Raw genomic sequence first — 13,874 nt, 5'->3', positions numbered from 1 at the left:
CCGCAACCACACGGAGTGGTGTGACTGACAGTGTTAGACAATACCCGCCTGTCCGGTTCGGGCGCGGATCGCGGGTCGGGCAGGGCCACGACGTCCTCATCCCCGGGTGGAATCCGGCACGAGGAGACGGCTTCCGGCCTGCACGGCCGTACCGTCGAGCGAGTTGAGGTCGGCGGTCCTCGCCACCGTGACGTCGATCGGAGCATCGGGCCACACGCGAGCGGCCAACGCCTCCAGGCTCTCCCCCTCGCGCACGACCGTGACCGTGGTGCCGGCGCTCTGCGAGATCACCTCGTCGGTGCGCATGTGGGCGAGCACGAGGAGCATCGTCGTCGCGAGCGCGGTGAGGAGCAGCGTCGCGGCCATCTGCCGCCGACTCGTCCCCTCGGCAGGCCTGCGGCTGCGCGGAGTGATCTCCGAGCGGCGGTGCAGGGGTTCGCGCGAGGGTGCGGCGACATATTCGCGATATTCGCGCGAGGACGCAGCGACGCGCGCTCTCGCGCGAACCGGGACACGGGTGCGATGGTGCAGCGTCGACGTCGCGATCGGCCGGATGCGATACGCCGCAGCCCCGGGGGCACCTGCTCCGGGCGGGCTCGCGACGGTTCGCCCTGCCGTGCTCGTCCGGACGAAGGCACCGGTTCGGGCCACAGCGCCCTCTCCCGCCGTACCCACCGGAACCGCCGTGTCGATCCGAACCGCTCTGCTCATCGGAAATCCTCCGTGTCGCTGTGCGTGGTCTTCCGACCCCGTCCGTGTCGCCGGGCGTGGTCTCACGACCCTGTTCGATCACTCGATCATGTGTTCGAACGAAAGTCTGTTCGAATGTTCTACCACGAGTCACGCCCCTGCGACAGCTCCTCGGAGGGTGAATCTCGAACATCTGTTTGATATACGCGCGGGATCTCGATAGATTCGAAAGGCAACTTGCAACCCATCCGACACTCGCCGCACGGAGGTCACGATGAAGGCGGACGGAACATCCACAGCCCGCCGGGGCGGACCCACGACCGACGATCCCACCGCGAGCCTCACCGAGCGTCAGCGTCGTGTACTCGAGGTCATCCGCGATTCCGTCAGCGAACGGGGGTACCCACCGAGCATCCGTGAGATCGGCGACGCCGTCGGACTCAACTCCACGTCGTCCGTCGCGCATCAGCTCCGCACGCTCGAACGGAAGGGCTTCCTGCGCCGGGATCCGAACCGTCCGCGCGCCGTGGACGTCCGCGGCCTCGAGCCCACCCCCGCACCGGAGTCCTCCCCCGAGGTGGTCGCCGGCTCGTCGACCGACGACATTCCTTCGGCTGCAATGGTTCCCGTCGTCGGCCGCATCGCGGCCGGTGGTCCGATCCTCGCCGAGGAATCGGTCGAGGACGTCTTCCCGCTGCCGCGCGAGCTCGTCGGTCAGGGCTCGTTGTTCCTGCTCAAGGTCGTCGGCCAGTCGATGATCGACGCGGCCATCTGCGACGGCGACTGGGTGGTCGTCCGGCAGCAGAACGTCGCCGAGAACGGCGACATCGTCGCCGCGATGCTCGACGGCGAGGCCACCGTCAAGACCTTCAAGCGGGTCGATGGCGATGTCTGGCTCATGCCGCACAACCCGATGTTCGAACCGATCCCGGGCAACGACGCCGTCATCCTCGGCAAGGTCGTCACGGTCGTCCGCAAGATCTGATCCCCGGGCCCACCGGAGACGAACGAGGCCGGGGTGGCTCCGCTGAGCGGAGCCACCCCGGCCTTCTCGTACGTGCCTCAGACGTTGAGGCCGCGCCCGATGACTTCCTTCATGATCTCGTTCGTGCCGCCGTAGATCTTCTGCACGCGCGCATCGAGGTACGCCTTGGCGACCGGGTACTCGCGCATGTAGCCGTAGCCACCGTGCAGCTGCAGGCAGCGGTCGATCAGCTCGACCTGCTTGTCGGTGGTCCAGTACTTGGCCATCGCGGCCTCCTGGACGGTGAGCTTCTTCTCGTTGAGCAGCTCGATGCACCGGTCGACGAAGACCCGGGCCAGCTGGGTCTCGGTGGCGAGCTCGGCGAGCTCGAAGCGGGTGTTCTGGAACTTGCCGATCGGCTTGCCGAACGCCTTGCGGTCGCGGCAGTACTGGATCGTGTCGTCGAGCACGCGCTCCATCGCGGCAGCGGCGACGACGGCGATCGCGAGGCGCTCCTGCGGCAGGTTCTGCATCAGGTAGATGAAGCCCATGCCCTCCTGGCCGAGGAGGTTGGACGCCGGGACGCGGACATCGTTGAAGCTGAGCTCCGCCGTGTCCTGGGCGTCGAGGCCGATCTTGTCGAGGTTGCGTCCCCGCTCGAAGCCCGGCATGCCGCGCTCGACGACGAGCAGCGAGAAGCCCTGGGCGCCCTTCTCCGGATCGGTGCAGGCGACGACGATCACCAGGTCGGAGTGGATACCGTTGGTGATGAACGTCTTGGCGCCGTTGAGGACCCAGTCGTCACCGTCGCGCACCGCGCGGGTCTTGATGCCCTGCAGGTCGCTGCCGGTGCCGGGCTCGGTCATCGCGATGGCCGTGATCAGCTCGCCCGAACAGAAGCCCGGGAGCCAGCGCTTCTTCTGCTCCTCGTTGGTGAGTTCGAGCAGGTAGGGAGCGACGACATCGTTGTGCAGCATGAAGCCCAGGCCGCTGAAGCCGAGCTTGGTGGTCTCCTCGGCCATGATGGCGTTGTAACGGAAGTCGTCCATGCCACCGCCGCCGTATTCCTCCGGCACCGCCATGCCGAGAAAGCCCTGCGCGCCGGCCTTCTTCCACACCTCACGGTCGACGATCTTGTCCTTCTCCCACTGCTCGTGGAAGGGGGCCACCTCCTGTTCGAGGAACTTCCGGTACGACTCCCGGAAGAGGTCGTGCTCGGGCTCGAAAAGGGTGCGTTCCATCTGCGCTCCTGTGTGAGACGTCGTTCGACATACTCACGGTATGCAGGAGAGCGCGTGGTGACGCTGACACAAGCGAGCGCATTTTGTGACCCGGACGACCCCATGGGCGCGGAGTGGGTCGCATGACGCGCCGATCTCGGGTCAGCGACGCCGATCCGCGAGTCTGCGCAGCAGGGGGTACGCGACCAGGATGCCGATCGAACCCCAGGCGATACCGCCGAGTTCGACCGAGCCGATCGACAGGGTCAGGTCGCCGATTCCGGCAACGAGCGCGGCGGCCGCGACCGTGAGGTTGACCGGATCCGTGAAGTCGACCTTCGCCTCCGTCCAGATGCGGACACCGAGGATGCCGATCAGGCCGTAGAGCACGAGGGTCGCGCCACCGAGGACACCGTCGGGCACGGTGAACACCAGCGCACCGAACTTCGGCGAGAAGGCGAGCACCACGGCGGTGACCGCCGCGACGGCGTATGCAGCGGTCGAGTACACGCGCGTGGCCGCCATGACGCCGATGTTCTCGGCATAGGTGGTCGTGCCCGAGCCACCGCCCGCACCTGCGAGGGTGGTCGCGAGGCCGTCGGCGATGAGCGCGTTGCCGGCCATGTCGTCGAGGTTGCGGCCGGTCATCGCGGCGACCGCCTTGACGTGGCCGACGTTCTCCGCGACCAGCACGACGACGACGGGCAGCGCCAGCAGCACGACCGACAGTTCGAAGGTGGGGCCGCGCAGGTCGGGCAGACCGAACCAGGCGGCGTCCCGCATGGCGTCGATACGTTCGGACGCGATCGCCCCGGTGAACGCCGCGAAGATCCATCCGACGATCACACCGACGAGGATGCCGAGGCGGCCGAGCATGCCCGGGCCGACCACCGTCACGAGCAGCGTGACCACGAGCGTGATCGTGGCGACGAGCGGTTGGGCTTCGAACGAGCCCGTGGCGGTCGGCGCGAGGTTGAGACCGATGAGGGCGACGATCGCCCCGGTGACCACCGGCGGCATGACCGCATCGATGATGCGCGAACCTGCCGCCTTGACCACCAGGCCGATGAGCACGAGCACGATACCGACCGCGACGATCCCGCCGAGCTGCGCTGCCGGACCGGAACCGGCCGACGCGCTGAGCGGCGCGATGAACGCGAACGACGAACCGAGATAGCTGGGCACCCGACCGCGCGTGATGATCAGGAACAGCGCGGTGCCGATACCGGAGAACAGCAGCGTCGTCGTGACCGGGAAGCCCGTGATCGTCGGCACGAGCAACGTGGCGCCGAACATCGCGATGACATGCTGCATCCCGATGCCGATGGTGCGCGGCCACGACAGTCGCTCGTGCGGTGCGACCACCGCACCGGGGTTGATGCGACGCCCGTCGCCGTGCAGTGTCCAGCCGCGGCGTGTGGTCGTGCGTCCGGTGGTGTTCGCTCGTTCGGTCACGACAGGACATCGTAGAACCGGTTGGCCCGGCGGCGTGGAACAGGCCGTCCCGGCCGGGTGGAACAGGCCGTCCCGGCCGTGCCGCTCAGTCCAGCAGTTTCGCGGCCGCAGCACGTGCCGCGACGGGGTCGTCGCTCGCGAGGACCGCCTCGGCCGCCTCGCGACAACGGTCCATCGGAACCGAGGAGAGCCGGGCCCCGACGCCCGTCACCGCCGACGCCGCGCACGACAGGGAGGTCACGCCCATCCCGGCCAGGACGCAGGCGAGGAGCGGATCGGCCGCCGCCTCGCCGCACACCCCCACCGGCTTGCTCGCGGCCGCCCCGGCCTGCGCCGCGCGGGCCACGAGTGCGAGCACCGCGGGCTGCCACGGGTCGGTGAGTGCGGCCAGCTGCGGCGACATCCGATCGGCCGCCATCGTGTACTGGGCGAGGTCGTTGGTGCCGATCGACAGGAAGTCCAGGTGTTCGAGCAACCGATCGGCGAGCAGCGCCGCGGACGGAACCTCGATCATGACGCCGGGTGACAGCCCGCGCTCGCGCACCCGCGCGGCGAAATCGGCTGCTTCCGAGACGGTCGCCACCATCGGTGCCATGACCCACGGCGTGGCGCCGGTGCGCGAGGCCGCGGCGGCCACCGCGTCGAGCTGACGATCGAGCACTCCCGGCGCCGTGGTCGTGATGCGGATTCCGCGGACGCCGAGGGCGGGATTGTGTTCGTCGGGGTGGTTGGCGAACCGGAGGGGCTTGTCGGAGCCGGCGTCGAGGGTCCGCAGGACGACCTTCCGTCCCTCGAACGCGTCGAAGACCTCCGCGTAGATGTCGGCCTGCTCGTCCTCCGTCGGTTCGGTGTCGCGGTCGAGGAAACACAACTCGGTGCGGAACAGTCCGACGCCCTGCGCCGGCGTCCGGCGCGCCGCGCGGGCACCCGATCCGTCCTGCACGTTGGCGAGGATCTCGACCGGGTGACCGTCGGCGGTGGCGCCGGGACCGGACCAGCCCGCCACCCGCTCGCGCTCGACGCGGTCGCGTTCGACCTCGGCTGCGGCCTCGGCGCTGTCCGGGGAGATCACGATCCGGCCCGTCGCGCCGTCGACCAGCACCTCGGTTCCGGCAGGGACGTCGTCGAGACCTGCCACCGCGACGACACACGGGATGCCGAGTTGGCGCGCGATGATCGCGGTGTGGCTCGTGGGCCCTCCGAGCGAGGTGGCCAGCGCGACGACGACGGACGGGTCGAGTCCGGCGGTGTCGGCGGGCGCGAGATCGGTGGCGAGAAGCACGGACGGCGCGTCGGGCATCTCGAGGCCCGGTTCGGGGGCGCCCTGCAGCTCGGCGATCACGCGGTCGCGGATGTCGAGCAGGTCGGTGACCCGCTCGGCCTGCAGCCCGCCCATCTTCTCGAACAGGGCCGCGAACTGGTCGGTGGCGGCGACCGTGGCGCCGACCGCGTCGGTGCCGGACCGGATCTTCGTCGCGGCCGCCCCGCGCCAGGCGCGGTCCTCGACCAGCACGGCGGTGGCCTGGAGCACTTCTGCCGCGGCTCCCGATGCGCGCGAGGCGCGGGCCCGCAGCCGCTCGGCCACGACCTTCGCGGCGTCCTCGAATCGGCCCACCTCGGCCTCGCGCGCCGTGTCGGGGATCGAGGCGCCCTGCTCCGGGGCCACAGGACGCGCGACGGGTCGGATGACCGGCCCGTATCCGATGCCGGGGACGACGGGAGTGCCGTGCAGGACGGACGCCGACTGCTCCATGGAGATCTCCTCACCGCAGTAGTTCGTTGTGACTCAGATTACTCAGAAGCCTTGACATGTCAACACAGACGGGCGTAAAACAACATAAACCAACATTGTTTCCCCACAAATCGGGTACCCCAGGAGTGTCGGTGTACGCAGAGGAACGGCAGCAGGCGATCGCAGCGCTGGTGGCGGCTCGCGGCCGCGTATCGGTTGCGGCGCTAGCCGACCGGTACGGCGTCACCACCGAGACGGTGCGCCGCGACCTCGCGCATCTCGAACGCCTGGGACTCGTGCGTCGTGTCCACGGCGGCGCGATCCCGGCCGCCTCGCTCTCGGTCTCCGAGCCCGCTCTCTCCGAACGCGAGCACACCCGCGCCGAACACAAGGACCGCATCGCCGCCGCCGCGACGTCCTTTCTCCCACCGTCCGGCGGAAGCGTGCTCTTCGACGCCGGCACCACCACCGGCAGGATCGTCGGAGCACTGCCGCCCGAGGTCGAACTCACCGTCGTCACCAACTCGGTACCGATCGCCGCGCGCCTCGCCGCGATGAGCACCGTGCAACTGCACCTGCTCGGCGGTCGCGTCCGCGGTGTCACGCAGGCGGCGGTGGGCGCCGAGGCCCTCGCCACCTTGTCGACGGTGCACGTCGACGTGGCGTTCATCGGCACCAACGCGCTCAGCATCGACCACGGCCTGTCCACCCCCGACGCCGACGAGGCCGCGGTCAAGCGCGCGATGGTGCGCACCGCCGACCGCGTCGTCGTGGTCGCCGACTCGTCGAAGGTCGGTCGGCGCAATCTGCTGAGCTTCGCGTCGCTCGATCCGATCGACGTCCTGGTCACCGACACCGACCTCGACGACACCGACCGTCGGCAACTCATCGAACACGGAATCGAGGTGGTGACGGCATGATCGTCACGCTCACGGCCAACCCCAGTCTCGATCGCACGGTCGGGCTGACGGGCCCTCTCGAGCGCGGGAGGGTGCATCGCACCGAGCGATCCACCGTCGATCCGGGTGGTAAGGGGATCAACGTCGCCCGCGTGCTGCACGCCGCGACGACCGAGGTCGTCGCCGTGCTTCCCGCCAACGCCGGCGATCCTCTGCTCGCCGCGCTGGACGACCAGGGCATCACCCATCGGGCCGTGCCCACCTCCGGGCCGACGCGCAACAACATCACCGTCGCCGAACCCGACGGCACCACCACGAAGCTCAACGAACCCGGAACGCCCTGCACCGGAAGTACCCTCGGCGAGCTGAACGCCGTCCTGCTCGAATGCGCGCAGGGAGCCGCGTGGACCGTCCTGTCCGGTTCCCTCCCTCCGGGTGTGCCCGAGTCGTGGTATGCCGACCTCGTGGGTGCTCTGCGCGGTCTCGGATGCCGCATCGCGGTCGACACCTCCGAACGGCCTCTGCTCGCCCTCGCCGAACGGTTCCCCGCGGCGGCCCCCGACGTGATCAAGCCGAACTCCGACGAACTGGCCCAGCTCACCGGCGCCGACGCCCACGAACTCGAATCCGGCGCCGCCGCAGGAGACGTCGGCGCCGTGGTCGACGCGGGCCGGGTGCTGGTGGAACGCGGCGTCGGTGCGGTGCTCGCGACCCTCGGTGGTGCGGGCGCGGTGCTGGTCACCGCCACCGGCGCGTGGCGGGCCACCACCGACGACGTCACGGTCCGCAGCACGGTCGGCGCGGGCGATTCGTCGCTCGCCGGATATCTGCTCGCCGAGCAGGCCGGTCACACACCCGACGAGTGCCTGCGCCTCGCCGTGGCCTACGGGACCGCGGCCGTCACGCTCCCCGGAACAGCCCTGCCCACACCCGATTCCGTCGATCCATCCCGAGTGCACGTCACCGACGTCCACCGCCGACCCCGACCGCTCCCCTCCCACTCCTAAGGAACGTCATGTCCGACACCACCTCCGGCTCCGCAGGCGGTTCCTCGATCATCGGCACGGAACTCGTCTCGCTCGATGCCGACCTGGGATCCGACAAGAACTCCGTCATCGCCGCACTCGCCGAGCGCCTCGCAGCGACCGGTCGCGCGTCCGACGCCGACGCACTCACCGCAGCCGTTCTCGAACGGGAGGCCAAGTCCGCCACCGGTCTTCCCGGCGGGATCGCGATCCCGCACGCACGCAGCGAAGCGGTGACCACACCGTCGCTCGGATTCGCCCGACTATCCCCGAAGGCCGACTTCGGTGCGCCCGACGGCCCCGCCGACCTGGTCTTCCTCATCGCCGCGCCCGAAGGTGCGGGCGGCGACCACATGAAGCTGCTCACCGCTCTCGCCCGTGCACTCGTGCGCCCCGACTTCGTCGCGTCGCTGCGCGCGGCCGCATCCGCGGAGGAGATCATCGCGCTGGTCGAGGACGTCCTCCCGCCGCGACCCGAATCGTCGAGCGACGCTCCCGCCGCCTCGACCGCAGCGCCGGAACAACCGGCACCGTCAGCCTCCGCGAAGCCCGCGGTCGCGCCTCCGCAGAGCGCGGAACAGCCCGGAGGCCGCACGATCGTCGCGGTCACCGCGTGCCCGACCGGCATCGCGCACACCTACATGGCCGCCGACGCGCTGTCCGCCGCCGGTGAACGCGCGGGTGTGACCGTCCGGGTGGAGACGCAGGGATCGAGTGGCAGCACTCCCCTGCCCGCCGACGTGATCGCCGGCGCCGACGCCGTCATCTTCGCCACCGACGTGGGCGTCAAGGGCCGGGAGCGGTTCGCCGGCAAGCCCGTGATCGCCTCGGGCGTCAAGCGCGCGATCAACGAACCGGACACCATGATCGACGAGGCCCTGCGGGCCGCCACCGATCCGTCCGCGCGCACCGTCGAAGGAACCTCCGGCGCCCCGGCGGGTGAGTCGGAGAGCAGCAGCGACCTCGGCTGGGGTACCCGTCTGCGGCAGATCCTGCTCACCGGCGTGAGCTACATGATCCCGTTCGTCGCGGCCGGTGGTCTGCTCATCGCCCTGGGCTTCCTGCTCGCCGGTCCCGACATCACCGACTCGGCCTCCGACATCGTTCTCGACAACACGCTCACCAACCTGCCCGCGGGTGGGCTCGGCACCTATCTCGGTGCGGTCCTGTACCAGATCGGCTCGTTGGCGTTCTCGTTCCTCGTCCCGGCACTGGCCGGTTACATCGCCTTCGCGATCGCGGACCGCCCGGGGCTGGCCCCGGGCTTCACCGCCGGTGCGGTGGCCGTCTTCGTCGGCGCCGGCTTCATCGGTGGTCTCGTCGGCGGCATCATCGCCGGTTTCGCGGCCCTGTGGGTCGGCCGTATCCCGCTGCCCACGTGGGCTCGCGGCCTGATGCCCGTGGTGATCATTCCGCTGCTCGCAAGCCTGATCGTCGGCGGGCTCATGTTCCTGCTGCTCGGTCGCCCGCTGGCCGCGATCACGACCGGTCTCACCGACTGGCTCAACGGTCTGTCCGGCGGTTCCGCGGTGCTGCTCGGTGCGATCCTCGGCCTGATGATGTGCTTCGACCTCGGTGGACCGGTCAACAAGGCCGCCTACGCCTTCGCGGTCGCTGGTCTCGACGTCGCCAACACCGGTTCGCTCGAGATCATGGCGGCGGTCATGGCTGCCGGCATGGTTCCGCCGCTCGCCATGGCGCTGTCGTCGCTGGTGCGTCCGCGTCTCTACAGCACGGCCGAGCGCGAGAACGGCAAGGCAGCCTGGCTGCTCGGTGCGTCGTTCATCTCGGAGGGCGCCATTCCGTTCGCGGCGGCCGACCCGTTCCGGGTGATCCCGTCGATGATGCTCGGCGGCGCCGTGACCGGCGGCATCGTCATGGCGACGGGTGTCACGCTCACCGCTCCCCACGGCGGGTTGTTCGTGCTGTTCGCGATGGACCGCGTCGTGTGGTTCCTGATCGCACTGGCGGCGGGCACGGTGGTCGCCGCACTCGCGGTGAGCATCGCCAAGTCGATCACCCGTCCTGCCCGGGAATCCGCCGACGAGTCGAACCCCGAGCCTGTAGCGGCACGCTCCTGATCCGACCCGACCCCCTGCACTTCCCACCACGAAGGAGATTCACATGCCCAGCACCACGGTTGCCGTCGGTTCGTCCATCGGCCTGCACGCCCGTCCCGCAGGAATCATCGCCGAGGCCGTGGTCGCGGCCGGTGTCCCCGTGACCCTGGCGGTCGACGGCGGCGAACCCGTCGATGCCGGTTCGGCCCTGATGATCATGACCCTCGGCGCGGGACAGGGCACGCAGGTCACGATCTCGTGCGACGACGACGCGGTCCTCGCGCAGGTCGCCGAGCTGGTCGCCGCAGACCTCGACGCCTGACCCCGCCCCTGGGCGCGTCGCTCGACTTCAGCCGCGGGCGCGGCGGCGGACGACGAGTCCGAGAACCCCGAGGGCGATCACCCCGGCGGCCACGCCCGCACCCACGACCGGCAGTGCCGCGGACGACATCTCGTCCGCGGCATCGTCGTCGGCGGGTGCGAAGAGAGCGGTCGCACCGCGACGGATCCGGATCGGTGGATTCTCCGTGCCTGCCGCACCACGCTCGGACGCGGTGAGGAGATCGCCGTCGGCGGTGAAGGCGACGGCTTCGCCCTGCGGTTCGTCCGGGACCGGGATGCGGAAGCGAGGGCCTGCGACCAGGGCGGCGGCGAGATCGCCGTCGGGAACGTGGAACAGGTAGACGTCGGTGTAGGTGCGGACCGCCGCGACCGTCCCGTCGGCGCTCACCGCCCCACCGGTGATCATCGAGGACGACGCACCGGGAATGGGGCCGCCGGGAGTATCCGACGGTCCGAGTGCCAGCGACCCGACCTTCTCGAGAGGGGCCGGCCCCGGGACGGGGAGGCCGTCGATCGTCAGTCCACGTGCGGGTCGGTAGACATTGCTCGATCCGAACAGCGCCTTCGTCACGATCACCGGTTCGCCTGTGGCGGAGACGAGTACGGTCTCGGCGTCGCGGGGTCCGTCGGGATAGGTCAGTCGGTGCAGGTCTCCCTGCCCGGTGTCGGGATCGAGGGAGATCAGTGCGATCGTCTCGCGGACGCGGGTGTTGTCGCCGAGATCCCCGAGCCACAGCCGGCCGTCGGGCCCCGCGGCGAGGTCCTCGACGTCGTACGGATCGACGGGCGACGGGATCCGTTGCAGCACCGCACAATCCTCGTCGAGTTCGACGAGGCGTTCGTCCTCCCCGGCATCGGGCGTCGCGAACAGGCGGTCGCCGATCGTCGCGAGGCCGGACAGTTCGGCGAGCGCGGGATCGTCGGGCGTGCACAGCATCTCGGTCGGAAGATCCGCGACCGGGATCCCGGCGTCCTGCGCGGCGGCGTGCGAGACCGGCACGAACGCCGCGACGGCAGCGAGCAGCGCCGCCCGGCGCACGAGCCGCATCAGGCCGCGAAGTCGACCAATGCCGACGCCAGCGCTGCCGGAACCTTCGCGTGCAGCCGCGTGCCGTCCACCTCGTGTTCGGACGACAGGATCTGGCCGTCCGAGTGGATGCGCGCGAGCAGGTCGCCGCGGGTGTACGGCAGGAGCAGCTTCACCTCGACGTCGGGATCCTCGAGCAGCTCCGCGAGCTGGGTCTGCAGTTCCTCGACGCCTTCCCCGGTGTGTGCGGAGACGAAGACCGCGCCGGGGATCGCGCTGCGCAACTGCGTGAGGGTGACGGGATCGGCGGCGTCGATCTTGTTGACGACGATCAGCTCCGGCGGCGGCGGTGCGTCCGATTCGCGAAGCACCTCGGTGACGACCTCGCGCACCGCCTTGATCTGCTCGGTGGGCAGCGGGTCGGAGCCGTCGACGACGTGGAGCAGCACATCGGCGTCGGCGACCTCCTCGAGGGTCGACCGGAACGCCTCGACCAGCTGGGTCGGGAGGTGCCGGACGAAACCGACGGTGTCGGTGAGCACGTACTCGCGGCCGTCGGGCAACGCCGACCGGCGGGTCGTCGGATCCAGGGTCGCGAACAGTGCGTTCTGCACCAGGACACCGGATCCGGTGAGCTTGTTGAGCAGGCTCGACTTGCCGGCGTTGGTGTATCCCACGATCGCGACGGACGGGATCTTGTTGCGCAGACGCCGGGTGCGTTTGGTGTCGCGCGCAGCCTTCATCGCCTTGATCTCGCGACGGAGCTTGGCCATCCGCTCGCGGATCCGGCGACGGTCGGTCTCGATCTTCGTCTCACCGGGACCACGCAGGCCCACACCGCCGTTGCTTCCGGCACGACCACCGGCCTGCCGCGACATCGATTCACCCCAGCCGCGCAGCCGCGGGAGCATGTACTCCATCTGCGCGAGGGAGACCTGGGCCTTGCCCTCACGCGAGGTGGCGTGCTGGGCGAAGATGTCGAGGATCAGCGCGGTCCGGTCGATGACCTTGACCTTGACGACCTTCTCCAGCGCCGTGAGCTGGGCGGGAGTGAGTTCGCCGTCGCAGATCACGGTGTCGGCGCCGGTGGCCAGCACGATCTGCCGGAGCTCGTCGGCCTTGCCGGAGCCGATGTAGGTGGAGGCATCGGGCCGGTCGCGGCGCTGCACCAGACCTTCGAGGACCTCGGAGCCCGCGGTCTCGGCGAGTGCGGCCAGCTCGGCCAGGCTCGCTTCGGCCTGGGCGGCCGTTCCGCCCGTCCAGACACCGACGAGCACGACACGCTCGAGTCGGAGCTGGCGGTATTCGACCTCGGTGATGTCCTCGAGTTCGGTGGACAGACCGGCCACACGCCGCAACGCGCTGCGGTCTTCGAGTTGCATCTCGCCGACGGACGGATCCTCGGCGGTCCAGCCTCCGGGTGCGTCGTACGCGGTCGAAGTGCTGTCATCTGTGGTTGCGCGGCGCGTGCGCTGTGTGTTCGTCATACACCTCCATGGTGTCACGAAGCCCGAATCGGTGCATTCGAGTTTTTCCGCCGCATTCGCGCAGGGGGTACCCGAGTGCACCCTCCGCCGGGCCGAGCAGCGCCGATCAGTTCGGCGCCGACCACCAGGTGTCGTCCAGTTCACCCGTCGCGACCAGCACCGACGGTCCGCGCAGCCAGGCGCGACCGTCCTCGATCCGCACCTCGACCGAGCCGCCGGGAATCTGCACCCGCACCGCACCGTCGGATGCGCCGTCGAAGCGCAGGGCCGCAGCGGCCGCGGCCACCGTGCCGGTTCCGCACGAGCGGGTCTCCCCCACGCCGCGTTCGTGGACGCGCATGTGGACCGTTCCGGCCGCGATGGGGGTCAGGAACTCGATGTTGACGCCGTGCGGGAAGAAGCCCGGGTCGAAGCCGGGCGAGGTGAGGTCGAGACCGGCCAGGCTCGTCTCGTTCAGGTGCGGGTCCACGCACGCGAGGTGCGGGTTGCCGACGTCGATGCCGATGCCCGGATAGACCCGCCCGTCGATGGTCGCCGCCGACTCGCCGAGGGTGCGCACCGTGCCCATGTCCACCGTCACCTCGCCGAGGACCGGCCCGGTCTCGTGCACCGTGACGGGCTTGCCTCCGGCCCGGCTGCCGACGACGAATTCGCGGCGGTTCTCGAACCCGTGCGCGGTGAGATAGTGCGCGAACACCCGCACACCGTTGCCGCACATCTCGGCGATGGATCCGTCGCCGTTGCGGTAGTCCATGAACCAGTCGTCCGCCCCGGTGCCCTCGGGCAGTTCACCGAGCACGCCGGCCGACACCAGTGCGCCTGCCCGCGCCACCCGGAGCACACCGTCTGCACCGAGCCCGCGCCGCCGGTCGCACAGGGCAGCGATCCGGCCTGCGTCGAGGTCCAGGCGGGCGTCGGGATCCGGAAGGATCACGAAGTCGTTCTCGGTTCCGTGCCCTTTGCTGAACTCCAT

The 13,874-nt window shown here is 69.9% G+C and carries 12 protein-coding genes; 5 read left to right on the top strand and 7 right to left on the bottom strand.

Annotation, left to right across the window (positions count from 1 at the left end):
- Window positions 1-96: 96 nt before the first annotated feature.
- Complete coding sequence (locus U9J23_RS10160; protein WP_228524897.1) at window positions 97-711, bottom strand: LysM peptidoglycan-binding domain-containing protein; 615 nt, start codon at window positions 709-711, stop codon at window positions 97-99.
- Window positions 712-964: 253 nt separating this feature from the next.
- Between U9J23_RS10160 and lexA the strand changes: the two genes are divergently transcribed.
- Window positions 965-1,675 carry a transcriptional repressor LexA gene (lexA, locus tag U9J23_RS10155; protein WP_059381264.1) on the top strand — a complete coding sequence of 237 codons (711 nt, stop codon included), beginning with the start codon at window positions 965-967 and terminating at the stop codon, window positions 1,673-1,675.
- 77 nt (window positions 1,676-1,752) lie between these two features.
- Here the strand turns inward: lexA and U9J23_RS10150 are convergent, their stop codons facing one another.
- From U9J23_RS10150 to ptsP, 3 genes are all read right to left on the bottom strand, one after another.
- Window positions 1,753-2,895 (bottom strand): acyl-CoA dehydrogenase family protein, encoded by a 1,143-nt coding sequence (locus tag U9J23_RS10150; protein ID WP_059381263.1) that lies wholly within the window; start codon window positions 2,893-2,895, stop codon window positions 1,753-1,755.
- Between the two features lie 141 nt (window positions 2,896-3,036).
- Window positions 3,037-4,329 (bottom strand): uracil-xanthine permease family protein, encoded by a 1,293-nt coding sequence (locus U9J23_RS10145; RefSeq protein ID WP_326602552.1) that lies wholly within the window; start codon window positions 4,327-4,329, stop codon window positions 3,037-3,039.
- A gap of 85 nt (window positions 4,330-4,414) precedes the next feature.
- Window positions 4,415-6,082, bottom strand: coding sequence for a phosphoenolpyruvate--protein phosphotransferase (ptsP, locus tag U9J23_RS10140; protein WP_326602551.1), 1,668 nt, complete (start codon window positions 6,080-6,082; stop codon window positions 4,415-4,417).
- Window positions 6,083-6,213: 131 nt separating this feature from the next.
- Between ptsP and U9J23_RS10135 the strand changes: the two genes are divergently transcribed.
- The 4 genes from U9J23_RS10135 to U9J23_RS10120 are packed head-to-tail and all read left to right on the top strand — an operon-like array spanning window position 6,214 to window position 10,367.
- Window positions 6,214-6,981, top strand: a complete 768-nt coding sequence (locus U9J23_RS10135) for a DeoR/GlpR family DNA-binding transcription regulator (protein WP_059381489.1) — start codon at window positions 6,214-6,216, stop codon at window positions 6,979-6,981.
- Window positions 6,978-7,967 carry a 1-phosphofructokinase family hexose kinase gene (locus U9J23_RS10130; protein WP_326602548.1) on the top strand — a complete coding sequence of 330 codons (990 nt, stop codon included), beginning with the start codon at window positions 6,978-6,980 and terminating at the stop codon, window positions 7,965-7,967. The genes U9J23_RS10135 and U9J23_RS10130 overlap by 4 nt, the downstream gene beginning before the upstream one ends.
- A gap of 8 nt (window positions 7,968-7,975) precedes the next feature.
- Complete coding sequence (locus U9J23_RS10125; protein ID WP_326602546.1) at window positions 7,976-10,066, top strand: PTS fructose transporter subunit IIABC; 2,091 nt, start codon at window positions 7,976-7,978, stop codon at window positions 10,064-10,066.
- 43 nt (window positions 10,067-10,109) lie between these two features.
- On the top strand, window positions 10,110-10,367 hold the full coding sequence (locus U9J23_RS10120; protein WP_085468045.1) for an HPr family phosphocarrier protein: 258 nt from the start codon (window positions 10,110-10,112) through the stop codon (window positions 10,365-10,367).
- A 27-nt stretch (window positions 10,368-10,394) separates the two neighbouring features.
- Here U9J23_RS10120 and U9J23_RS10115 read toward each other — a convergent pair whose 3' ends face one another.
- The 3 genes from U9J23_RS10115 to dapF form a co-directional block, all read right to left on the bottom strand.
- The gene (locus tag U9J23_RS10115) at window positions 10,395-11,435 is read right to left on the bottom strand and encodes a hypothetical protein (RefSeq protein WP_085468044.1); all 1,041 of its coding nucleotides are present in this window, start codon (window positions 11,433-11,435) and stop codon (window positions 10,395-10,397) included.
- A complete protein-coding gene (gene hflX / locus U9J23_RS10110; RefSeq protein WP_085468043.1) occupies window positions 11,435-12,901 on the bottom strand; it encodes a GTPase HflX in 1,467 nt (488 codons plus the stop codon). The genes U9J23_RS10115 and hflX overlap by 1 nt, the downstream gene beginning before the upstream one ends.
- A gap of 106 nt (window positions 12,902-13,007) precedes the next feature.
- Complete coding sequence (gene dapF, locus U9J23_RS10105) at window positions 13,008-13,874, bottom strand: diaminopimelate epimerase (RefSeq protein WP_085468042.1); 867 nt, start codon at window positions 13,872-13,874, stop codon at window positions 13,008-13,010.

Origin of the sequence: Rhodococcus sp. PD04 (assembly GCF_035918275.1) — a bacterium.
In the GTDB taxonomy this organism is placed as follows: Bacteria; Actinomycetota; Actinomycetes; order Mycobacteriales; family Mycobacteriaceae; genus Rhodococcus; species Rhodococcus rhodochrous.
This window is presented reverse-complemented; position numbering and strand designations above follow the sequence as displayed.

Excerpts from the sequence above, each read along its gene's own strand:
- U9J23_RS10150 (WP_059381263.1), bottom strand. The coding sequence starts at position 2,895 with ATGGAACGCACCCTTTTCGAGCCCGAGCACGACCTCTTCCGGGAGTCG.
- hflX (WP_085468043.1), bottom strand. The coding sequence starts at position 12,901 with ATGACGAACACACAGCGCACGCGCCGCGCAACCACAGATGACAGCACT.
- lexA (WP_059381264.1), top strand. The coding sequence starts at position 965 with ATGAAGGCGGACGGAACATCCACAGCCCGCCGGGGCGGACCCACGACC.
- U9J23_RS10115 (WP_085468044.1), bottom strand. The coding sequence starts at position 11,435 with ATGCGGCTCGTGCGCCGGGCGGCGCTGCTCGCTGCCGTCGCGGCGTTC.
- U9J23_RS10120 (WP_085468045.1), top strand. The coding sequence starts at position 10,110 with ATGCCCAGCACCACGGTTGCCGTCGGTTCGTCCATCGGCCTGCACGCC.
- dapF (WP_085468042.1), bottom strand. The coding sequence starts at position 13,874 with ATGGAGTTCAGCAAAGGGCACGGAACCGAGAACGACTTCGTGATCCTT.
- U9J23_RS10130 (WP_326602548.1), top strand. The coding sequence starts at position 6,978 with ATGATCGTCACGCTCACGGCCAACCCCAGTCTCGATCGCACGGTCGGG.
- U9J23_RS10160 (WP_228524897.1), bottom strand. The coding sequence starts at position 711 with ATGAGCAGAGCGGTTCGGATCGACACGGCGGTTCCGGTGGGTACGGCG.
- U9J23_RS10125 (WP_326602546.1), top strand. The coding sequence starts at position 7,976 with ATGTCCGACACCACCTCCGGCTCCGCAGGCGGTTCCTCGATCATCGGC.
- ptsP (WP_326602551.1), bottom strand. The coding sequence starts at position 6,082 with ATGGAGCAGTCGGCGTCCGTCCTGCACGGCACTCCCGTCGTCCCCGGC.